This is a genomic window from Maritalea porphyrae, from assembly GCF_027213965.1.
GTDB lineage: Bacteria > Pseudomonadota > Alphaproteobacteria > Rhizobiales > Devosiaceae > Maritalea > Maritalea porphyrae_A.
In genome coordinates, this window is record NZ_JAPWGX010000002.1 from 318,025 (window position 1) to 334,746 (window position 16,722).

Below are 16,722 nucleotides of genomic sequence, written 5' to 3' on the forward strand. Positions count from 1 at the left end.
AGGATAAAATCCCTTTGACCGCGACGCGCTTGATAAAGGCCTGTTGCCGTTGATGCCCAAAGCCTCATAAGGTTTGTTCATGTTTTTATCCGTCGTTATGCCCGCCTTTAAGGCCCAAAACACAATCATTGCCAGTGTGCACAGCGCCCTGACACAAACACACAAGAATTTTGAGCTGGTGATCTCAAGTGATGATCAATTCAATTATGAAGAGTTTTTGCGCGAAAATGCCATTAATGATGCGCGCCTGGTTTTTACCGAAACGGGCGCGATCGGCACAGGGTCATCGAACGCGCGAAACATCGGCATAAACAAAGCCAAAGGCCGCTATATAGTTGTGCTAGATGCTGACGACCAATTTGTACCAACCAAATTGGAACTGGTGGCCAAAGCGCTAGAGTTTCACCCCCTGGTCACAACGGGCTTAGAAGTTGTGACCAACAAGGGCGAACATTTGCGACAGGTGGGGTGTGTGGGCAAAAACCGCAAGTTGAGCGCAGGCGCGTATAAATTCACCAATATCTCAATGGACAGTATGGTGGCCCACGACCGTGAGAAAATTCCGGTCGAATATGACGTGGAATTGCCGTGTCTTGTTGACCTTGGTTTGATGCTGAGCGCTTTTTGCCATGTGGATGGCAGCTTCCACCTTGCTTTGCCGTTACACCGCTATTTTAAACAGGTCCAATCCATCAGTATGGGGCCTGAAGCGAGCCAGCGGTATGTGCGAATCAAAAGATTGTTGCTGGACCGGCTTCGGTCGGGTTTCTATCCCCTTGCAGGCGGTACAAGTGCCCAAAGCGGCCTGATCTCATTCCTTGAACTCTCACTTAAAGCTGAGAACCAGTTTGATGCGGCAAAACGCCGGAAAAGCGACCTTTTGTTCGAAGATCACCTCGAATCAAGGCTACGAGATTTTACTGGCTGATCAAGATTCAGGGCTTTATTGATAAAATGTGAGTCTTGTCAGACAATTACATCAAAATTTTTTTGATTTGTGGTTGCACCAATCGTCAAAAGAAGCTTTGTTACGTCTGCTTGCGGCGTCCGAGTGCCGCAAATGATAATTGGAGGGAAACATTATCATGAAGAAATTTGGAAAGCTGTTGGCAGCAACGGCTCTCATGAGTGCAACGGTTATGGGCTCAGCCTATGCCAAGACACTCGTATATTGTTCTGAAGGTTCGCCTGAAGGCTTCGACGTTGCACCTTACACAGCAGGTACAACTTTTGATGCGTCTTCTAAGCCACTTTACAACCGTTTGGTTGAATTTAAGCGCGGCACATCGCAGGTTATTCCTGGTTTGGCTGAAAGCTGGGAAGTGTCTGAAGACGGTTTGGAGTATACCTTCAACCTTCGTAAAGGCGTGAAGTTCCACACAACGAGCTTCTTTACACCATCACGCGATTTCAATGCAGACGACGTATTGTTCTCATTTGATCGTCAGCGCAACGCTGATCACCCATGGTACGAATATGTACCAGGCATCTCTTGGGAATATTTCAACGGCATGTCTATGCCTGACCTTATCAGCGATATCGTTAAAGTTGACGATTACACTGTGAAGTTCATTTTGACACGTCCTGAAGCGCCAATGGTTGCAAACCTTGCAATGGATTTTGCTTCAATCGTTTCTGCAGAATATGCAGATCAGTTGACTGCATCTGGCACACAAGAAATGCTCAACCAAGAGCCAGTGGGCACAGGTCCATTTAGCTTTGTTGCATACCAAAAAGATGCAGTGATCCGTTATGCGGCGCACGGCGACTATTGGGGTGGCAAGCAGCCAATCGATGATTTGGTATTCGCAATTACAACTGACGCTGCGGTTCGTGGCCAAAAGTTGAAAGCGGGCGAATGTCACATTGCTCCATATCCTAACCCTGCTGATATTGAAGGCCTAAAAGCTGACAGCAACTTGGTTATGATGGAACAGCAAGGCTTGAACGTTGGTTACCTTGCGTACAACACGCAAGTGGCACCATTTGACAACGCAAAAGTACGTAAAGCGTTGAACATGGCAATCAACAAACAAGCGATCTTGGATGCTGTATTCCAAGGCGCTGGTTCAGCTGCTAAAAACCCAATTCCACCAACCATGTGGTCTTACAACGACGCAATCGTAGACGATGCATATGATCCAGCTGCTTCAAAAGCTATGCTTGAAGCTGAAGGCGTATCTGGTCTTGAAATGGAAGTTTGGGCAATGCCTGTTCAGCGTCCATACAACCCAAATGCTCGTCGTATGGCTGAATTGATCCAAGCCGATTTCGCTGAAGTTGGCGTAAACGTTCAAATCGTTTCTTACGAGTGGGGTGAGTACCTTGCACGTTCGAAAGAATTGGATCGTAAAGGTGCGGTTCTACTTGGTTGGACTGGTGACAATGGTGATCCTGACAACTTCCTAGCGGTTCTTTTGGGCTGTGATGGTGTTGGTGGTTCAAACCGCGCTCAGTGGTGTAACGAAGAGTTTGACGCTTTGACACTTAAAGCGAAAACTGTTTCAGACGCTGCAGAACGTACTAAGCTTTATGAAGAAGCACAGGTTGTGTTTAAGCGTGAAGCACCTTGGGCGACTATTGCGCACTCAACAGTGTTCATGCCAATGTCCAAGAAAGTTAAAGGTTATGTGATGGACCCATTGGGCGGTCACTGGTTTGACGGTGTTGATCTAGACCAGTAGGTCTTGGATCGAACTTAAGGGGACTGAAGCAGGCGCTGTATTGAACAGCGCCTGTTTTCTTAGAAAAAAAGAATGTTCAAATTCATCATCAGTAAGTTGGCCATGATTGTGCCAACATTTTTCGGGATCACGATTGTGGCTTTTGGCTTCGTTCGTGTTCTACCGGGGGATCCAATCCTAGCGCTCGCAGGAGAGCGCGGGGTTAAGCCAGAGCGCTATCAAGAGCTTCTGGTCCAGTTTGGCTTTGATAAGCCAATTTGGGAGCAATATTTCACCTATTTGGTCAACCTGTTTCAAGGTGATTTTGGCACATCGATTGCCACCAAACGCCCTGTTCTGGACGAGTTTTTGACCCTCTTTCCCGCCACAATAGAACTTGCACTTTGTGCGATTATATTTGCGGTATTGTTGGGCATTCCAGCTGGCATTATTTCCGCTGTAAAACGCGGGTCATGGTTTGATCAAACAACCATGGGCATCGCGCTTGCTGGTTACTCTATGCCGATTTTTTGGTGGGGGCTTTTGCTCATCATCTTCTTCTCAGGCACATTGGGGTGGACACCAGTATCGGGCCGGATTTCGCTTCTCTATTATTTCCCACAAGTCACCGGCTTTATGCTGATCGATAGTTTCCTGTCGGGACAACAAGGGGCATTTAAATCCGCCTTTATGCATTTGATCTTGCCAACCATTGTGCTGGGCACAATTCCATTGGCAGTGATTGCGCGCCAAACCCGCTCAGCCATGCTAGAAGTGTTGGGCGAAGACTATGTGCGCACCGCGCGGGCCAAGGGCTTGGGGCAAATGCAGGTTATTGGCGTGCACGCATTGCGTAACGCGCTTATTCCGGTGATCACCACCATCGGCCTACAGGTCGGTGTTTTGCTTGCTGGGGCGATTTTGACCGAAACCATTTTCTCTTGGCCGGGCATCGGCAAGTGGATGGTTGATAGTATTTTTAGACGGGATTACCCGTCTGTGCAGGGTGGCTTGGTGCTGATTGCGCTGATCGTGATGGTGGTAAACCTCACTGTTGACGTGCTCTATGGCTTCATCAACCCGCGCATCAGGCATCAGTGAGGATATCAAGATGACTGATACACAAACAACAAAAGTTGACCAAACCGTTGTCAAAGCAGAAGCGCGCAATGCGCAACTGCAAATGCTCAACGAGTTTTGGCATTACTTTAGCGCCAACAAAGGGGCCGTAATCGGTCTCGTGATTGTTGGCATTATGGTCTTTGTGGCCGCCTTTGCGCCTTGGTTGGCCCCGCACGATGCGGGTCACCAATATCGCGACGCATTTTTGATGCCACCTGTTTGGGAAACTGGTGGCAGCTGGAAATTCATCCTTGGCACCGACGCAGTGGGTCGAGACATGCTGTCTCGCCTAATTCATGGTTCGCGCTTTTCGCTGTTCATTGGGGTAATCGTTGTGTCGATTTCCTTGACCGGCGGCATCATCATTGGCCTTGTGGCGGGTTATTTCCGTGGTTGGGTTGATGGGATCATCATGCGGGTGATGGATATCATCCTTGCGTTTCCATCCTTGTTGATGGCCTTGGTGCTGGTGGCGATTTTGGGCCCAGGCCTTGTGAATGCCATGATCGCAATCGCGATTGTGTTGCAACCTCACTTTGCCCGCTTAACGCGTGCTGCGGTGATGAGCGAAGCCAACCGCGAATATGTGACCTCTGCCAAAGTGGCAGGTGCTGGGCATATGCGGCTTATGTTCAAAACCATTTTGCCAAACTGTCTTGCGCCTTTGATCGTGCAAGCAACCTTGTCGTTTTCAACAGCAATTTTGGATGCGGCAGCGCTTGGCTTCTTGGGCATGGGCGCACAGCCTCCCACCCCTGAATGGGGCACAATGCTTGCTGAAGCGCGTGAATTCGTGTTGCGGGCATGGTGGGTTGTGACCTTCCCAGGCATTGCCATTCTGGTTACCGTTTTGGCCATCAATTTGGTGGGCGACGGCTTGCGCGATGCGCTCGATCCGAAACTGAAGCGGAGTTAGAGCCATGAACGTATTGGAAATCCAAAACCTTACCGTGACCTTTGACACAGCCGATGGCCCGTTTAAGGCCGTTGATGGAGTCAATTTTAGCGTCAACCAAAACGACATTCTCGCCATTGTGGGCGAGAGTGGGTCGGGCAAATCCGTGGCCATGCTTGCAGTGATGGGGCTTTTGCCGAAAACCGCAACCATTACCGCCGACAAGATGACATTTGAAGGCAAGGACATTCAAAACCTTGGCGAAGGCGAACGGCGCGAGCTCATCGGCAAAGACATTTCGATGATCTTCCAAGAGCCAATTGCCAGCCTAAACCCGTGCTTTACGGTGGGCTTTCAAATCGATGAAATGCTTAAGGCGCACACGTCCCTTAATGGGCGCGAACGCCAAGCACGTTCTGTTGAGCTGTTTGAATTGGTGGGCATTCCTGACCCTGCTAAGAAGCTCAAAAGCTACCCGCACCAACTCTCTGGCGGTCAATGCCAGCGGGTGATGATTGCAATGGCCATTTCATGTAGCCCAAAATTGTTGATTGCTGATGAGCCCACAACGGCGCTCGATGTGACCATCCAAAAGCAAATTCTTGATTTGCTGTTGGATATTCAAAAGCAAAACAATATGGCACTGATCATGATCACCCACGATATGGGTGTTGTGGCTGAAACCGCGCAACGGGTTGTGGTGCAGTATAAAGGCCGCCAGATGGAAGAAGCTGGCGTGCTTGAACTGTTTGAAAACCCACAAAGCCTTTACACCAAAGCGCTGCTTTCGGCATTGCCTGAGCGGGCAGAAGGTGATCGGTTGCCAACGGTTTCTGACTTTGCAGATACCTTCGAGCAAGAAGGAGCCTCATCATGAGCGACGCAATTCTAAGAGCCAAAGACATTACCCGTGACTATGTCACCAAGGGGTCAATGTTCAAAGCGGGCGATGTGGTTCACGCCCTCAAGGGCATTAGCTTTGATGTCAAAGAAGGCGAAACACTGGCACTCGTTGGCGAAAGTGGATGCGGCAAGTCTACCCTGGCACGTATCCTCACCATGATTGATGCGCAAACATCGGGCGAGTTGGAAATTGAAGGCAAGAACATTAATATTGCCGATCAAAAACCAACGCCTGAAATGCGCCAGCGCATGCAAATCGTGTTTCAAAACCCATATGGGTCTTTGAACCCGCGCCAAAAAGTGGGCGAAGTGCTTGAAGAGCCTTTGGTGATCAACACCAATATGGGCGCTGAAGAACGTCGTGAACGGGCTATGGAAATGTTGCAAAAGGTCGGGCTTGAGCCTGTGCATTATGGACGTTATCCGCACATGTTCTCCGGTGGTCAACGCCAGCGGATCGCTATCGCGCGGGCTTTGATGTTGCGGCCAAAAATATTGGTACTCGATGAGCCAGTGTCTGCTTTGGACCTATCGGTTCAAGCGCAGATTTTGAACTTGCTTGCTGATTTGCAGGACGAGTTTAACCTCTCCTATATCTTCATCTCGCACGATTTGTCCGTGGTAAAATATATCGCTGACAGGGTGATGGTGATGTATTTTGGTGAGATTGTTGAACAAAATACACGCGAAGAGATCTTCTCTAACCCGCAGCACGAATATACCAAAACCTTGCTGGCGGCGACGCCACGCGCGACGGTTGAATCAATCAAGAAGCGGTTGGGCGTTGCCTAGTTGTTAGATTGATTTTGAGTTTGAAGAAGGCGGGGCTTGGCTCCGCCTTTTTTGTTGCGCCGCCGTTGGGCGCTGCGCTCAGCCTTTGCCGCGCTCTCGCCGCGCAGGCTGGCCCGGCACCTCCGAGCATTTTGCATTGCCGCCGTCGCGAACTGCGTTCGCTTCCCCGGCCCCCCCCCGCCATTTTGCATTGCCGCCGTTGGTCGCTACGCTCCCGACCCCGGCACCCCCGCCGATTGGTGCGTCTCAAAGATTCTGTGCAAGCGAGGGATAAGATGGACGAAACAACTTGTTGTTGAGGACCTCGGCCAACTTTAGGCCGCGCCCGCGCAGGTGAAGCAAATCGCATAGTGCGGACACACTTGTGTGTTTAGCGCGTCATGCAATTTGTGGTACACACCGTGCGCAAAAACAGGCCTCACCTGCTTTTAATTTTGCCGATCAACACTACAATGCTATCAAGCAATCTAGAGATAGGTAGGCTTAACATTGCTAGACAAAACCACCCCAATTTTCGGCGCGCATTATGCACAGCTGCCGGATCGCTTTTACGCTGAGCAACCTGCAACACCGGTTGCTAAACCCAGCTGGATTGCGTTCAATAAGCTATTGGCAGAAGACTTGCAGCTGGATGCCACACAAATGGCCGCTGAGGCCGGCCTTGCCATTTTTGCAGGCAACCAGACCGCGCCCGGCACAGTGCCGCTGGCCATGGCTTATTCGGGGCATCAGTTCGGCCATTGGAACCCAAGTTTGGGTGATGGGCGTGCGCTTTTATTGGGCGACGTTACTGACAAAGCTGGCCAGCGTTTCGATATCCAGCTGAAAGGCTCTGGCCCGACGCCCTTTTCGCGCAACGGGGATGGCCGCGCAGCGCTTGGCCCGGTGTTGCGTGAATATGTTTTGTCTGAAGCCATGAACGCCATGGGCATTGCCACAACGCGCGCCCTTGCCGCTGTATCAACGGGCGAAAAAGTACGCCGAGAAACGCCATTGCCCGGCGCTATTATTACGCGCGTTGCAAAAAGCTTTGTGCGCGTTGGCACCTTCCAATATTTTGTGGCCCATGACGACAAAGAAGGCCTAATGGCGCTCGCCGATTTTTCAATAGAACGGCATGAGCCTGACCTCAAAGGGACCGAATATCCCTATTTAGAACTGCTCAAACGCGTGGTATCGCGTCAAGCCCATCTGATCGCCAGCTGGCAATTGATCGGCTTCATCCATGGGGTTATGAACACCGACAATGTTTCCATTGCGGGCGAAACCATTGACTATGGTCCTTGCGCCTTTATGGATCAATATGACCCGGCAACGGTTTTTAGTTCCATCGATAGTTTGGGCCGCTACGCCTATCAAAACCAACCGCGCATTGGCCAATGGAATCTGAGCGTTCTCGCGCAATCCATGCTGCCAATTTTGCATGAGGATGAAGACCAGGCTTTGGCGCTCGCCCAAGATGCGATCAACGAATTTTCTGCCCAGTTTGACTTGGCGTTTCGCGCCGGTTTGCTCAAGAAAATCGGCATTGTTGAAGAGCAATCTGGAGACTATGAACTCGCCATTGAATTGCTTGATACGATGAAGCAGGCGCGCGCCGATTTTACCAATACGTTCCGTGCCCTTTCGAACTTGGACTTGTCCGCCCCAGAAATTGGAGCGGCGCAATTGCCGCTCACCGATTGGGTCAACAATTGGCTGCGCCATACGGATGGGGGCAAACGGATCGACCAAAACCTAATGCGGTTGGTGAACCCAGCTTTCATTCCGCGCAACCACCGGATTGAAGCAATGATACAAGCCGCAACGCGTGGCGACTTTTCATTGTTTCACGAGTTGATGGAAGTTTTGGCGACCCCTTTTGAGGATAAGCCAATTCACCACGCCTACACGCTACCACCAGCGCCCGATGAGCGTGTGCATCAGACGTTTTGCGGGACCTGAGTTTTCGCGCGTGAGCCATTAATCTCATTGCGATGTGGCGACACTATTCATATCAACAAACGGTGCGCAGTGTGAGGAAAAAAAAGGCGACCCGAGGGCCGCCTTTAGGTGGGAGGATGTTCTTTGTTATCGCGTGACGATTTCTGGTCCCATCATCGCATAGGGCAGTGCGGTTGAAAGCGCTGGCCAATAGGTAACGATGACCAAGAACACCATCAACACTGCCACGAATGGCAGGGCCGCCTTGACCACTTGAAGCAAACTCATGCCCGTTATCCCTGAAGTCACGAACAAGTTGAGCCCAATGGGCGGTGTGATCATGCCAATTTCCATGTTCACCACCATGATGATCCCCAAATGGATTGGGTCAACGCCCAACTCAATAGCGATAGGGAACACAACGGGTGCCACGATCAACAGCAAGCCAGATGGCTCCATGAATTGCCCGCCGATCAACAACAATATGTTGACCGCGATGAGGAACGTGAACCAGTTAAAGCCAGCGCCCAACATCAATTCAGTGATGGCTTGCGGAATACGCTCTGACGTCAAAACATGGGCAAACAGCAAGGCATTGACGATGATGAACATCAACATCAGCGTTGTTTTGGATGCATCCACCAACACTTTGCGGGTGTCATTGTGGAACATGGCCGTTGGGAAATTGCCAAAAATCATGCCAAGGTTGCGGCCCCAAATCGGCAGGCCTGCAACAAGGTGAGAGGGTACCCGCGCCAAGCTGCCTTCAGGATCACGCCAAATCGTATAAGCGATCATAGCCGCAACGCCAGCCCCAAGGCCTGTCCAAAACCGAACAGTGAAACCAACCGCTTCGCTGTCGCCAAAAGCAAAGAATGAAAGGGTCATCCAAAGCCCGAACAAGGAAATGCCATAAACCGTTGCTGAAAAACCGATACGGGTTTTGCTTGGCGCGTCTTCTGGCACCCAAGGGATGTCTTTAAGCGGGCCCATATCTCGGTAAACAAAAATGGCAATGAAGAAGGCATAAATCGCCGCAACAGCTGCCGCTTCTGTTGGGGTAAATACCCCCCCATAAATGCCGCCGATAATGATGACGATCAGGAACAGGCCCCAACCGGCTTGCTTGCCGCCTTGTAAGATTTCGCCGTAACCCTTCCAGGGTTCAGCTGGCAACTTCTTGATGCGCGCAACCACATAAATGGCCAACATCAACATGGCACCTGCCACAAGCCCTGGGATCACCCCGGCCAAGAACATGCGACCAACAGAAACATCCGTTGCTGCAGCATAAACCACCATCACGATTGATGGGGGGATGAGAATGCCCAAGGTACCCGCATTGGCGATAATGCCCGCCGCGAATTCTTTTGAGTAACCCACTTGCATCATGCCCGCGATGGCAATCGTGCCAATAGCCACAACGGTTGCGGGTGAAGAACCCGACAAAGCCGCGAACATCATACAGGCCAAAACAGAAGCCATGGCCAAGCCACCACGGAAATGGCCCACCGCTGCAATGGCAAAGCGGATGATGCGTTTTGCAACGCCGCCTGTTGACATAAAGGACGCCGCCAAAATGAAAAACGGGATCGCCAACAAGGTGTAATGTTGGGCAGAGTTGAACAATTGCAGCGCCACAGATGACATAGAGTCGTGCGACAAAAACGCAATGACGATGATAGAGGACAACCCAAGCGAAACCGCAACCGGCACCCCAAGGAACAAGAGCCCGATGACCAGGGCGAAGAGAATTGTTGCAGCCATTATGCCTGCTCCCCTTTCAAGACGTCTTTGTTTTCAGCAACCAGATCTTCAGCTTCGTGACCCGCAATAATCAGTTCGCGCTCGCCGCGAATTATCTGGATCATGGCTTGCAGTGATCTGAACGCTAAAAGCCCCAACCCGACGGGTAAGATCAAATAGGCCATCCAGCGCTTCACGCGCTCTTCAAGCCCCAAGGGTTCTGAAATCCACGTTGGATATTTAAGGTCTTCAAGACCAAGCTGGAGTTGATACATTTTAGACCAATAAACAACCGCGCCGCCTTTTGAAGTGACGCCAAAAATTTTCATCCAATCAACCGAAATCAGCATAACCGCATAGAGCAGTGTGGCCGCCGCACCAAAGATCGCCACATAGCGCAGGCCTTTGCCCGGCAACATGCGGATAAAGGCGTCAACACCCAGATGTGAGCCCATTTTGACGCCATAGGACATGCCAAAAAGGATGAGCCACGCAAAGATGATCCGCGTCAACTCAAGCGCGCCGCCAAAAGTGGTGTTGAACCCGTAGCGCATAACAACTTGCACAAATGAGATGATGGTGATCAGCGCCAAAAGCGTTGCAAGAATGTTTTCTTCTAATCGCGTTACCGCGCTTTCCCAGCGCCGTTCGGCTAAAAAAAGCGCAAGAATGAGCAGTCCGGTGCCCGCATAAAGCCAGGTCGCAGCCATTGTCTTTCCCCAAAAAAATCGAAATTACGATGCATCATGCTGGGCATCGTGCCAGACTTGGGACCGGAGCGCGAATTTCGCGCTCCGCCCTTGTGTATAACTCAGATGAGTTTACATGCCTGCAGCAACGGCCGCATCGATAACATCTTGGCCGATACCGTCTGCAAACTGTGCCCAAACTGGCTTCATAACATCAACCCAAGCTTGACGTTGTTCAGCTGTAAGTTCACGCACAACGCCACCTGCAGCCACGATGTTCTCGCGCGCCTGTTCGTTCAGTGCTGTTGCTTTTGCGTTTGCCGCAATAACTTCTTCATTGAAAATAGTCAGGAATTGCTCACGAACAGCTGGATCAAGTCCATCAAGCCACTCTGTTGAAGTGATCGCAAGATATGTCAAAAGCTGGTGGTTGGTTACGGTTACACCGTCTTGTACTTCAAAGAATTTCTTTGAGTAGATATTTGACCAAGTGTTTTCTTGACCGTCAACAACGCCTGTTTGCAACGCGCCATAAACTTCAGCAAAAGCTAGTTTTTGGGCAGAACCGCCCATAGCTTCAATCATTGCCACAGCAACATCAGATGTTTGCACGCGGAATTTCAAACCTGCTGCATCAGAAGGTGCAATCAAAGGTTTCTTAGCTGAGAAGTGCTTAAGACCATTGTAGATGTAACCAAGGCCAACATAGCCTTTGTCATTGATCGCGTTCAGCAAATCTTTGCCCACTGGACCTTGCGTGAAGTTGTTTACCGCATTCATGTCTGAGAACAGGAATGGCAAATCAAACACGCGGTATTTTTCGGTGAAGCTTTCAAATTTTGACAATGATGGTGCAGCCACTTGAACGTCGCCCAACAGCAATGCTTCCATTACTTTATTGTCGTCAAACAATGTTGAGTTGGCAAACACTTCCATGCAGGCAGTGCCGTTCATTTCTTCATTGATACGCGCCGCAATCGCTGCTGCTGCTTCACCTTTTGGGTGACCAGTTTCTGCCGTTACGTGGCTAAATTTAATAACGATCTCACCGCTATCGCAGTTCGCAAGAGCTGGTGATGCCATAAGACCTGCGGTTACCGCAGCGCCTACGAGTAGTTTCTTGAACATCGATGTTCCTCCCCAAAGGATGTTTGAGATTTGAACGGTATTATTACCGCTCCTCGCTTCTTACATAGCAAGGGACGTGCCAATATCGGGATGCGCCATAAAACTGTTATTTTTCAATGGATTGACTATTGTTCTGCAATCGCATGGAATGCGCGATACCCGTTTGTGGGTGGAAACCTACACAATGAAATTCATACAATGTGTCGAAATCGACACATCTAATCTTGTTGGCTTGGCACCAAAATATTGTGTTTTTTCATTTTTTCGTAGAGCGCCTTGCGGGAAATGCCAAACGCTTCATAGGTGGATTTAAGGGAACCCTCGTGTTTGGCAATTTCGCTTTCAATTAGCGCTTTTTCGTAAGCTGCCATTTTTTCGGGCAATGTGCTTTCAGAAAAGTCAAACGTTGCAACATCTTCATTGGGCAAGCCAAGTCCCATGCCCAACACAAACCGATCCGCCGAATTGCGCAATTCGCGCACGTTGCCCGGCCAATCGTAGGCATGTAGCTGGGCAATAATTTGCGGGGTGACTTCTGGGATTTCTTTGCGGAAACGCGCCCTTGCTTGGCGCGCCAACCGATAAAACAACATCAAAATATCTTCGCCTCGTTCGCGCAACGGTGGCAAGTCAATCGTGGCCACATTCAAGCGAAAATAGAGATCTTGGCGAAACTCGCCCGTTGTGCTGGCTTGGGCCAAGTCAACTTTACTGGCCCCAACGATCCGGATATTTAAGGGAATAGTTTTGTTGGAGCCCAAACGTTCTAGCGTGCGCGTTTCCACGACCCGCAACAATTTAACCTGCACATCAAGCGGCATGGATTCAATTTCGTCCAAAAACAGGGTGCCGCCATTGGCATATTCAATTTTGCCGATCCGCTTTTGTGTCGCCCCGGTAAAGGCGCCGGCCTCATGACCGAATAATTCGCTTTCAATAATCTCTTTGGGCAAAGCGCCACAATTGACCGCCACAAAGGGTTTGTCTTTGCGCTCGCTATGGTCGTGCAGCGCCCGCGCCACCACATCTTTGCCCGCGCCCGTTTCGCCATTAATCATTATGTCAATGTCGGCGTCGCCAAGCATGACCACCTGCTGACGCACACGCACCAATTGCGCAGATTTGCCGATTAATGTCTCATCTAGCAGACCCTCTGCGTCAATTTCTTCCCGCAGGATCCTATTTTCCAAAACAAGTCGGCGCTTTTCGAGTGCCCGCGAAACCACAGCTGAAAGCTGATTGGGTGGGAACGGTTTTTCGATGAAATCATAGGCCCCATCACGCATGGCACTCACCGCCATAGACACATCCCCGTGCCCGGTGATGAAAATTACCGGAATGGCGGGATCAATTTCCATCACCCGCTTCAAAAACTCTTGCCCCGTCATGCCCGGCATACGCACATCAGAAATGATTGCGCCATGGAATTGCATGGAAACAGAAGGCATGGCAGACGCCGCACTGGCAAAGGCCTTAACGTTCATACCGTCCAATTCAAGCGCCTGCAAAAGTGCATGGCGAAGGTCATTGTCGTCGTCAATCAACAGCACTTGGGGTGAAGATATCGTCACTTAGGCTTGTCCTTCTTGGCGTGGGGTAGTTTTACATAAAAGGCTGCGCCGCCCAATTTGGAGGCCCCCAGTTCAATTTCGCCCCCAAAGTCGTGCACAATATTGTAGGCAATGGAAAGCCCCAATCCCAAGCCTTCACCCACTTCTTTTTGGGTCACAAAGGGGTCAAATATTGTCTCCCGATCTTTTTCACTTACCCCAACACCAGAATCTTCCACGGCGAAAACCACATTCGTATCATCATCGCTGACCGTTAATTTCACCAATTGATCTTTGCTTTCAGCCGCCGCATCAATGGCATTGCTCAACAGATTGACCAAAACTTGCGAGAGGCGCAAACTGCCGCCCCGCACGCTCAATTCAGGATCAACTTCACTTGCCAAAACCTGCACTTTTTTGTCCTTGGCGTGTGGTTCGACAAGCGTCATAGATTCCTTCAAAAGCCCAGCAACCAAAACATCCCGCTGGCTGGTGCCCGGTTTGCGCGCAAAAGACTTAAGAGTTTTGCTCAATTTGGCCATGCGCTCTGTCATGGATGAAATGCGGGTGAGATTTTCCCGCGCGGCGTCCTCGCGAGATTGATCCAGAAAAGCATGGGCATTGTCCGCATAAGCGCGGATCGCCGCAATTGGTTGATTATATTCGTGGGAAAGCGCGGCGGACATTTGCCCGATGGACGCCAGCTTTGCTGACTGCATCAGTTCTGTTTGGGCTTGGCGCAAGGCCGCCTCCGCCAATATACGCTCATCATACTCATTGCGCAGTTCTTTTGTGCGTTCGCGTACTCTTTGCTCAAGCTCCCGGGCGGTTGCTTGTTCTGCGGCCAATCGGATCACCCCGAGATGGCGACGTTGCAGCAAAACAAAAATCATACCCCCAACAACTATTGCGGAAAGCATAATGATCAGGATCGACTGTTCTTTGGCGACAGCGACGGGGGCATAATCTTCAAGCACATTCAAATGCCAATCCAAAAGGTGCAAATATTCGCTGCGCGCTAAAAATTTGATCTCATTGTCTGCCCCTACAACCGTTACCATTTCGCTGGTTTGTGGATAGGTTCGCAAAATTTGTGCGGGCAGGCTGCCGGCCAATTGGTTGCCAACGATCTTTTGTCCAAGTCGGTTGGTCACAAAAATGGGTTCACTTAAGAGACCCCACGCATCACCCAATTCCAGCAAATCCACATAGACAACAACAATGCCGATGACCTCATCGTTCCAGGTGACACCATGGGAAAAGCCATAGGCGCTCGACCCATTGCTGGTCAGCAAAGTTGCCCGTCCCAATCGTCCTTCTGCCCCGGCTCGGATAAGGCGCTCGTCGATAATTTGTGGCGCAAATCCTTGGTTGGTGGATTGTGCCAAAACCGTTCCGTCTGGGTGCGCGAATTGAACATTTGCTGCCCCGGACAAACCAGCATATTGGACCACCAAACGCTGGGCGGTTGATTGTTTTAGCTTTTGATTGTTGGTGCGGAACACCATAGCCACATTCGGCTGGCGCGCCACAATGCCGGTGAGCAGCCGGAATTTATCAAAAATGCCGTTGATGGTTTCCCCCTGCAGGGCCAGCACTTCATCAATTTCAGCGTTTAGCCGTTGGCGTTCTCTCGCTTCGGTCCAGGGCACGCCGAAATATAAGGTCGCCAACGTGCCAACACTCACCAAAACAATGAGCGTGAATATCTGTAGGCGGAAGTTTTTCAAAAACGGATCAATTGCGCTCATAGCGCGACTATCTAATGGGCCATGGGGCTAAGTCAATTGCACAATTAGCTTAGCCTAAGCCGACTTCAAAATTGAGCCAACTACGTTCACCGCGCTTGACAGCGTCTCGTCAGAAAGATGGGCATAGCGTTCGGTGGTCTTAATGTGAGCATGACCAAGCAATCGCTGCACCTCATAAAGTGAGCGGCCCGAGTTCACCAAAAAACTGGCGAATGAGTGGCGCAAGTCGTGCATGCGCACATCGGCAAGCCCGGCGCGTTTTCGGGCCGTATCCCATGCATAAAAGATCGTTCGAAATGGCTTTGCTGTTTCAGGGTTGGGGAACAAATAAACCGATTTCCCCTTAGATTTTAGGCCGCAAAGCAATTCAATCGCCTCATCGCTTAACGGCATTTTGCGTGCCTTACCAGATTTTGTGATCGGGATAATCCAAATACGATTGTTGAAATCAAAATCGGCCCATTGTGCGTCCAAAACCTCACGCTTGCGCGCCCCGGTGAGCAACAAAAGACTAACGATCGGCTCTAGCGCTCTATTGGGCGAGCGCCGGATCTCAACGAATAATTGGTTGACCTCATCCATGGTCAAAAAGCGCTGTTTTTCATTATTCAAGCGGAACAGCTCTACCCCTGCCGAAGGGTTCTTTTCAAGGCCAGCCACCTGCCATTTGGCGGCCAAATTATACATGTAGCGCAGCAAAATCAGCACCCGATTGGCCGAACCAGGCGCATAACCAAGCGCACAAAGGCCGTGGTGGAATTTTGAAATGTCAGCCGTTGTGACCGCATCCATACGCTGGCGACCAAACACGGGCGCTATGTGATTGCGGTAAAGGCTCTCGTCGCTTTTCCAAGAGCGTTTGTAGCCCTTAACAAAGGGCAAATAGCGTTCGGCAAAAAAGGTGTCGAACATTGGCACTTGCCGCATGGCCTTGCGCTCAGCGTGTGGGTCTTCCCCCAATGCCACCTTAGACATGACCTCGATTGTGCGCTGGCGAGCAGCGTCCAAATCAATAACCCCGGCGTCGCCGATTTTGATATTGCGCTGATCCCCATAGTGGTCACGATAACGCACATAGTACGTCTTTCCCCCACTATTGCGCGCTTCCAGCACCAAACCTTTTACTCGGCTATCCGAATAGATAATCTTTTGCTTATCTTGCGGACACTTGCACTTTCTTACAAAAACTCGCGTTAAACTCGTAACTGGCATTTTTTACATATTTCTCATTCATAGAACACTACAAACTCTTCCAAAAACCTCACAATTACTACGCAAAGCCCGCCCCAAGCGCCCAAAAAGGCACTCCACACCTGTTATGCAACACAGGTCGTAGACAAAACTTTGGAGTAAAAATGCGCTAATTGCCTGCAAGAAGGCGATAACCTATTCGTATCGCTGATAATTTTCCTGCAGCGCCCAAAAAGCAAAAATAGATGGGAAAATCTGATAGGCCACCTATCTCGCATTTTCACATATGTTTCAACACTATATCATTGAACAGACTTCTCCATTTTGTGCACAATTGCAGTATTCTTGTGACTCAGCGACAAATTTTGT

General features: G+C 50.3%; 13 protein-coding genes. 7 read left to right on the forward strand and 6 right to left on the reverse strand.

What is annotated here, in order from left to right; genetic code table 11:
- The first annotated feature begins 79 nt into the window (after positions 1-79).
- The 7 genes from O4H47_RS06365 to O4H47_RS06395 all read left to right on the forward strand — a co-directional run bounded on the left by O4H47_RS06365 (position 80) and on the right by O4H47_RS06395 (position 8,319).
- Positions 80-928, forward strand: coding sequence for a glycosyltransferase family 2 protein (locus tag O4H47_RS06365; protein ID WP_269393121.1), 849 nt, complete (start codon positions 80-82; stop codon positions 926-928).
- A gap of 157 nt (positions 929-1,085) precedes the next feature.
- Positions 1,086-2,684 carry an ABC transporter substrate-binding protein gene (locus tag O4H47_RS06370; RefSeq protein WP_269393122.1) on the forward strand — a complete coding sequence of 533 codons (1,599 nt, stop codon included), beginning with the start codon at positions 1,086-1,088 and terminating at the stop codon, positions 2,682-2,684.
- 72 nt (positions 2,685-2,756) lie between these two features.
- The gene (locus O4H47_RS06375; protein WP_269393123.1) at positions 2,757-3,764 is read left to right on the forward strand and encodes an ABC transporter permease subunit; all 1,008 of its coding nucleotides are present in this window, start codon (positions 2,757-2,759) and stop codon (positions 3,762-3,764) included.
- Positions 3,765-3,774: 10 nt separating this feature from the next.
- Complete coding sequence (locus O4H47_RS06380; RefSeq protein WP_419719602.1) at positions 3,775-4,701, forward strand: ABC transporter permease subunit; 927 nt, start codon at positions 3,775-3,777, stop codon at positions 4,699-4,701.
- A gap of 4 nt (positions 4,702-4,705) precedes the next feature.
- On the forward strand, positions 4,706-5,557 hold the full coding sequence (locus O4H47_RS06385) for an ABC transporter ATP-binding protein (RefSeq protein WP_269393124.1): 852 nt from the start codon (positions 4,706-4,708) through the stop codon (positions 5,555-5,557).
- The gene (locus tag O4H47_RS06390) at positions 5,554-6,375 is read left to right on the forward strand and encodes an ABC transporter ATP-binding protein (RefSeq protein WP_269393125.1); all 822 of its coding nucleotides are present in this window, start codon (positions 5,554-5,556) and stop codon (positions 6,373-6,375) included. The genes O4H47_RS06385 and O4H47_RS06390 overlap by 4 nt, the downstream gene beginning before the upstream one ends.
- Positions 6,376-6,864: 489 nt before the next feature.
- Positions 6,865-8,319 carry a protein adenylyltransferase SelO gene (locus O4H47_RS06395; RefSeq protein ID WP_269393126.1) on the forward strand — a complete coding sequence of 485 codons (1,455 nt, stop codon included), beginning with the start codon at positions 6,865-6,867 and terminating at the stop codon, positions 8,317-8,319.
- Between the two features lie 126 nt (positions 8,320-8,445).
- Here O4H47_RS06395 and O4H47_RS06400 read toward each other — a convergent pair whose 3' ends face one another.
- The 6 genes from O4H47_RS06400 to O4H47_RS06425 all read right to left on the reverse strand — a co-directional run bounded on the left by O4H47_RS06400 (position 8,446) and on the right by O4H47_RS06425 (position 16,374).
- Positions 8,446-10,065, reverse strand: a complete 1,620-nt coding sequence (locus O4H47_RS06400; RefSeq protein WP_269393127.1) for a TRAP transporter large permease — start codon at positions 10,063-10,065, stop codon at positions 8,446-8,448.
- On the reverse strand, positions 10,065-10,754 hold the full coding sequence (locus O4H47_RS06405) for a TRAP transporter small permease (protein WP_269393128.1): 690 nt from the start codon (positions 10,752-10,754) through the stop codon (positions 10,065-10,067). Before O4H47_RS06405 ends, O4H47_RS06400 begins: the two co-directional genes overlap by 1 nt.
- 111 nt (positions 10,755-10,865) lie before the next feature.
- Positions 10,866-11,861 carry a DctP family TRAP transporter solute-binding subunit gene (locus O4H47_RS06410; RefSeq protein ID WP_269393129.1) on the reverse strand — a complete coding sequence of 332 codons (996 nt, stop codon included), beginning with the start codon at positions 11,859-11,861 and terminating at the stop codon, positions 10,866-10,868.
- Positions 11,862-12,079: 218 nt separating this feature from the next.
- Positions 12,080-13,432 carry a sigma-54 dependent transcriptional regulator gene (locus O4H47_RS06415; protein WP_331283670.1) on the reverse strand — a complete coding sequence of 451 codons (1,353 nt, stop codon included), beginning with the start codon at positions 13,430-13,432 and terminating at the stop codon, positions 12,080-12,082.
- On the reverse strand, positions 13,429-15,162 hold the full coding sequence (locus tag O4H47_RS06420) for a sensor histidine kinase (protein ID WP_269393130.1): 1,734 nt from the start codon (positions 15,160-15,162) through the stop codon (positions 13,429-13,431). Before O4H47_RS06420 ends, O4H47_RS06415 begins: the two co-directional genes overlap by 4 nt.
- 54 nt (positions 15,163-15,216) lie before the next feature.
- A complete protein-coding gene (locus O4H47_RS06425; protein WP_269393131.1) occupies positions 15,217-16,374 on the reverse strand; it encodes a site-specific integrase in 1,158 nt (385 codons plus the stop codon).
- Between the last annotated feature and the right edge of the window lie 348 nt (positions 16,375-16,722).

Bases quoted from the DNA above. Each gene is read 5' to 3' on its own strand.
- O4H47_RS06375 (WP_269393123.1), top strand. From the start codon at position 2,757: ATGTTCAAATTCATCATCAGTAAGTTGGCCATGATTGTGCCAACATTT.
- O4H47_RS06405 (WP_269393128.1), bottom strand. From the start codon at position 10,754: ATGGCTGCGACCTGGCTTTATGCGGGCACCGGACTGCTCATTCTTGCG.
- O4H47_RS06380 (WP_419719602.1), top strand. From the start codon at position 3,775: ATGACTGATACACAAACAACAAAAGTTGACCAAACCGTTGTCAAAGCA.
- O4H47_RS06425 (WP_269393131.1), bottom strand. From the start codon at position 16,374: ATGCCAGTTACGAGTTTAACGCGAGTTTTTGTAAGAAAGTGCAAGTGT.
- O4H47_RS06370 (WP_269393122.1), top strand. From the start codon at position 1,086: ATGAAGAAATTTGGAAAGCTGTTGGCAGCAACGGCTCTCATGAGTGCA.
- O4H47_RS06385 (WP_269393124.1), top strand. From the start codon at position 4,706: ATGAACGTATTGGAAATCCAAAACCTTACCGTGACCTTTGACACAGCC.
- O4H47_RS06400 (WP_269393127.1), bottom strand. From the start codon at position 10,065: ATGGCTGCAACAATTCTCTTCGCCCTGGTCATCGGGCTCTTGTTCCTT.
- O4H47_RS06365 (WP_269393121.1), top strand. From the start codon at position 80: ATGTTTTTATCCGTCGTTATGCCCGCCTTTAAGGCCCAAAACACAATC.
- O4H47_RS06410 (WP_269393129.1), bottom strand. From the start codon at position 11,861: ATGTTCAAGAAACTACTCGTAGGCGCTGCGGTAACCGCAGGTCTTATG.
- O4H47_RS06390 (WP_269393125.1), top strand. From the start codon at position 5,554: ATGAGCGACGCAATTCTAAGAGCCAAAGACATTACCCGTGACTATGTC.
- O4H47_RS06420 (WP_269393130.1), bottom strand. From the start codon at position 15,162: ATGAGCGCAATTGATCCGTTTTTGAAAAACTTCCGCCTACAGATATTC.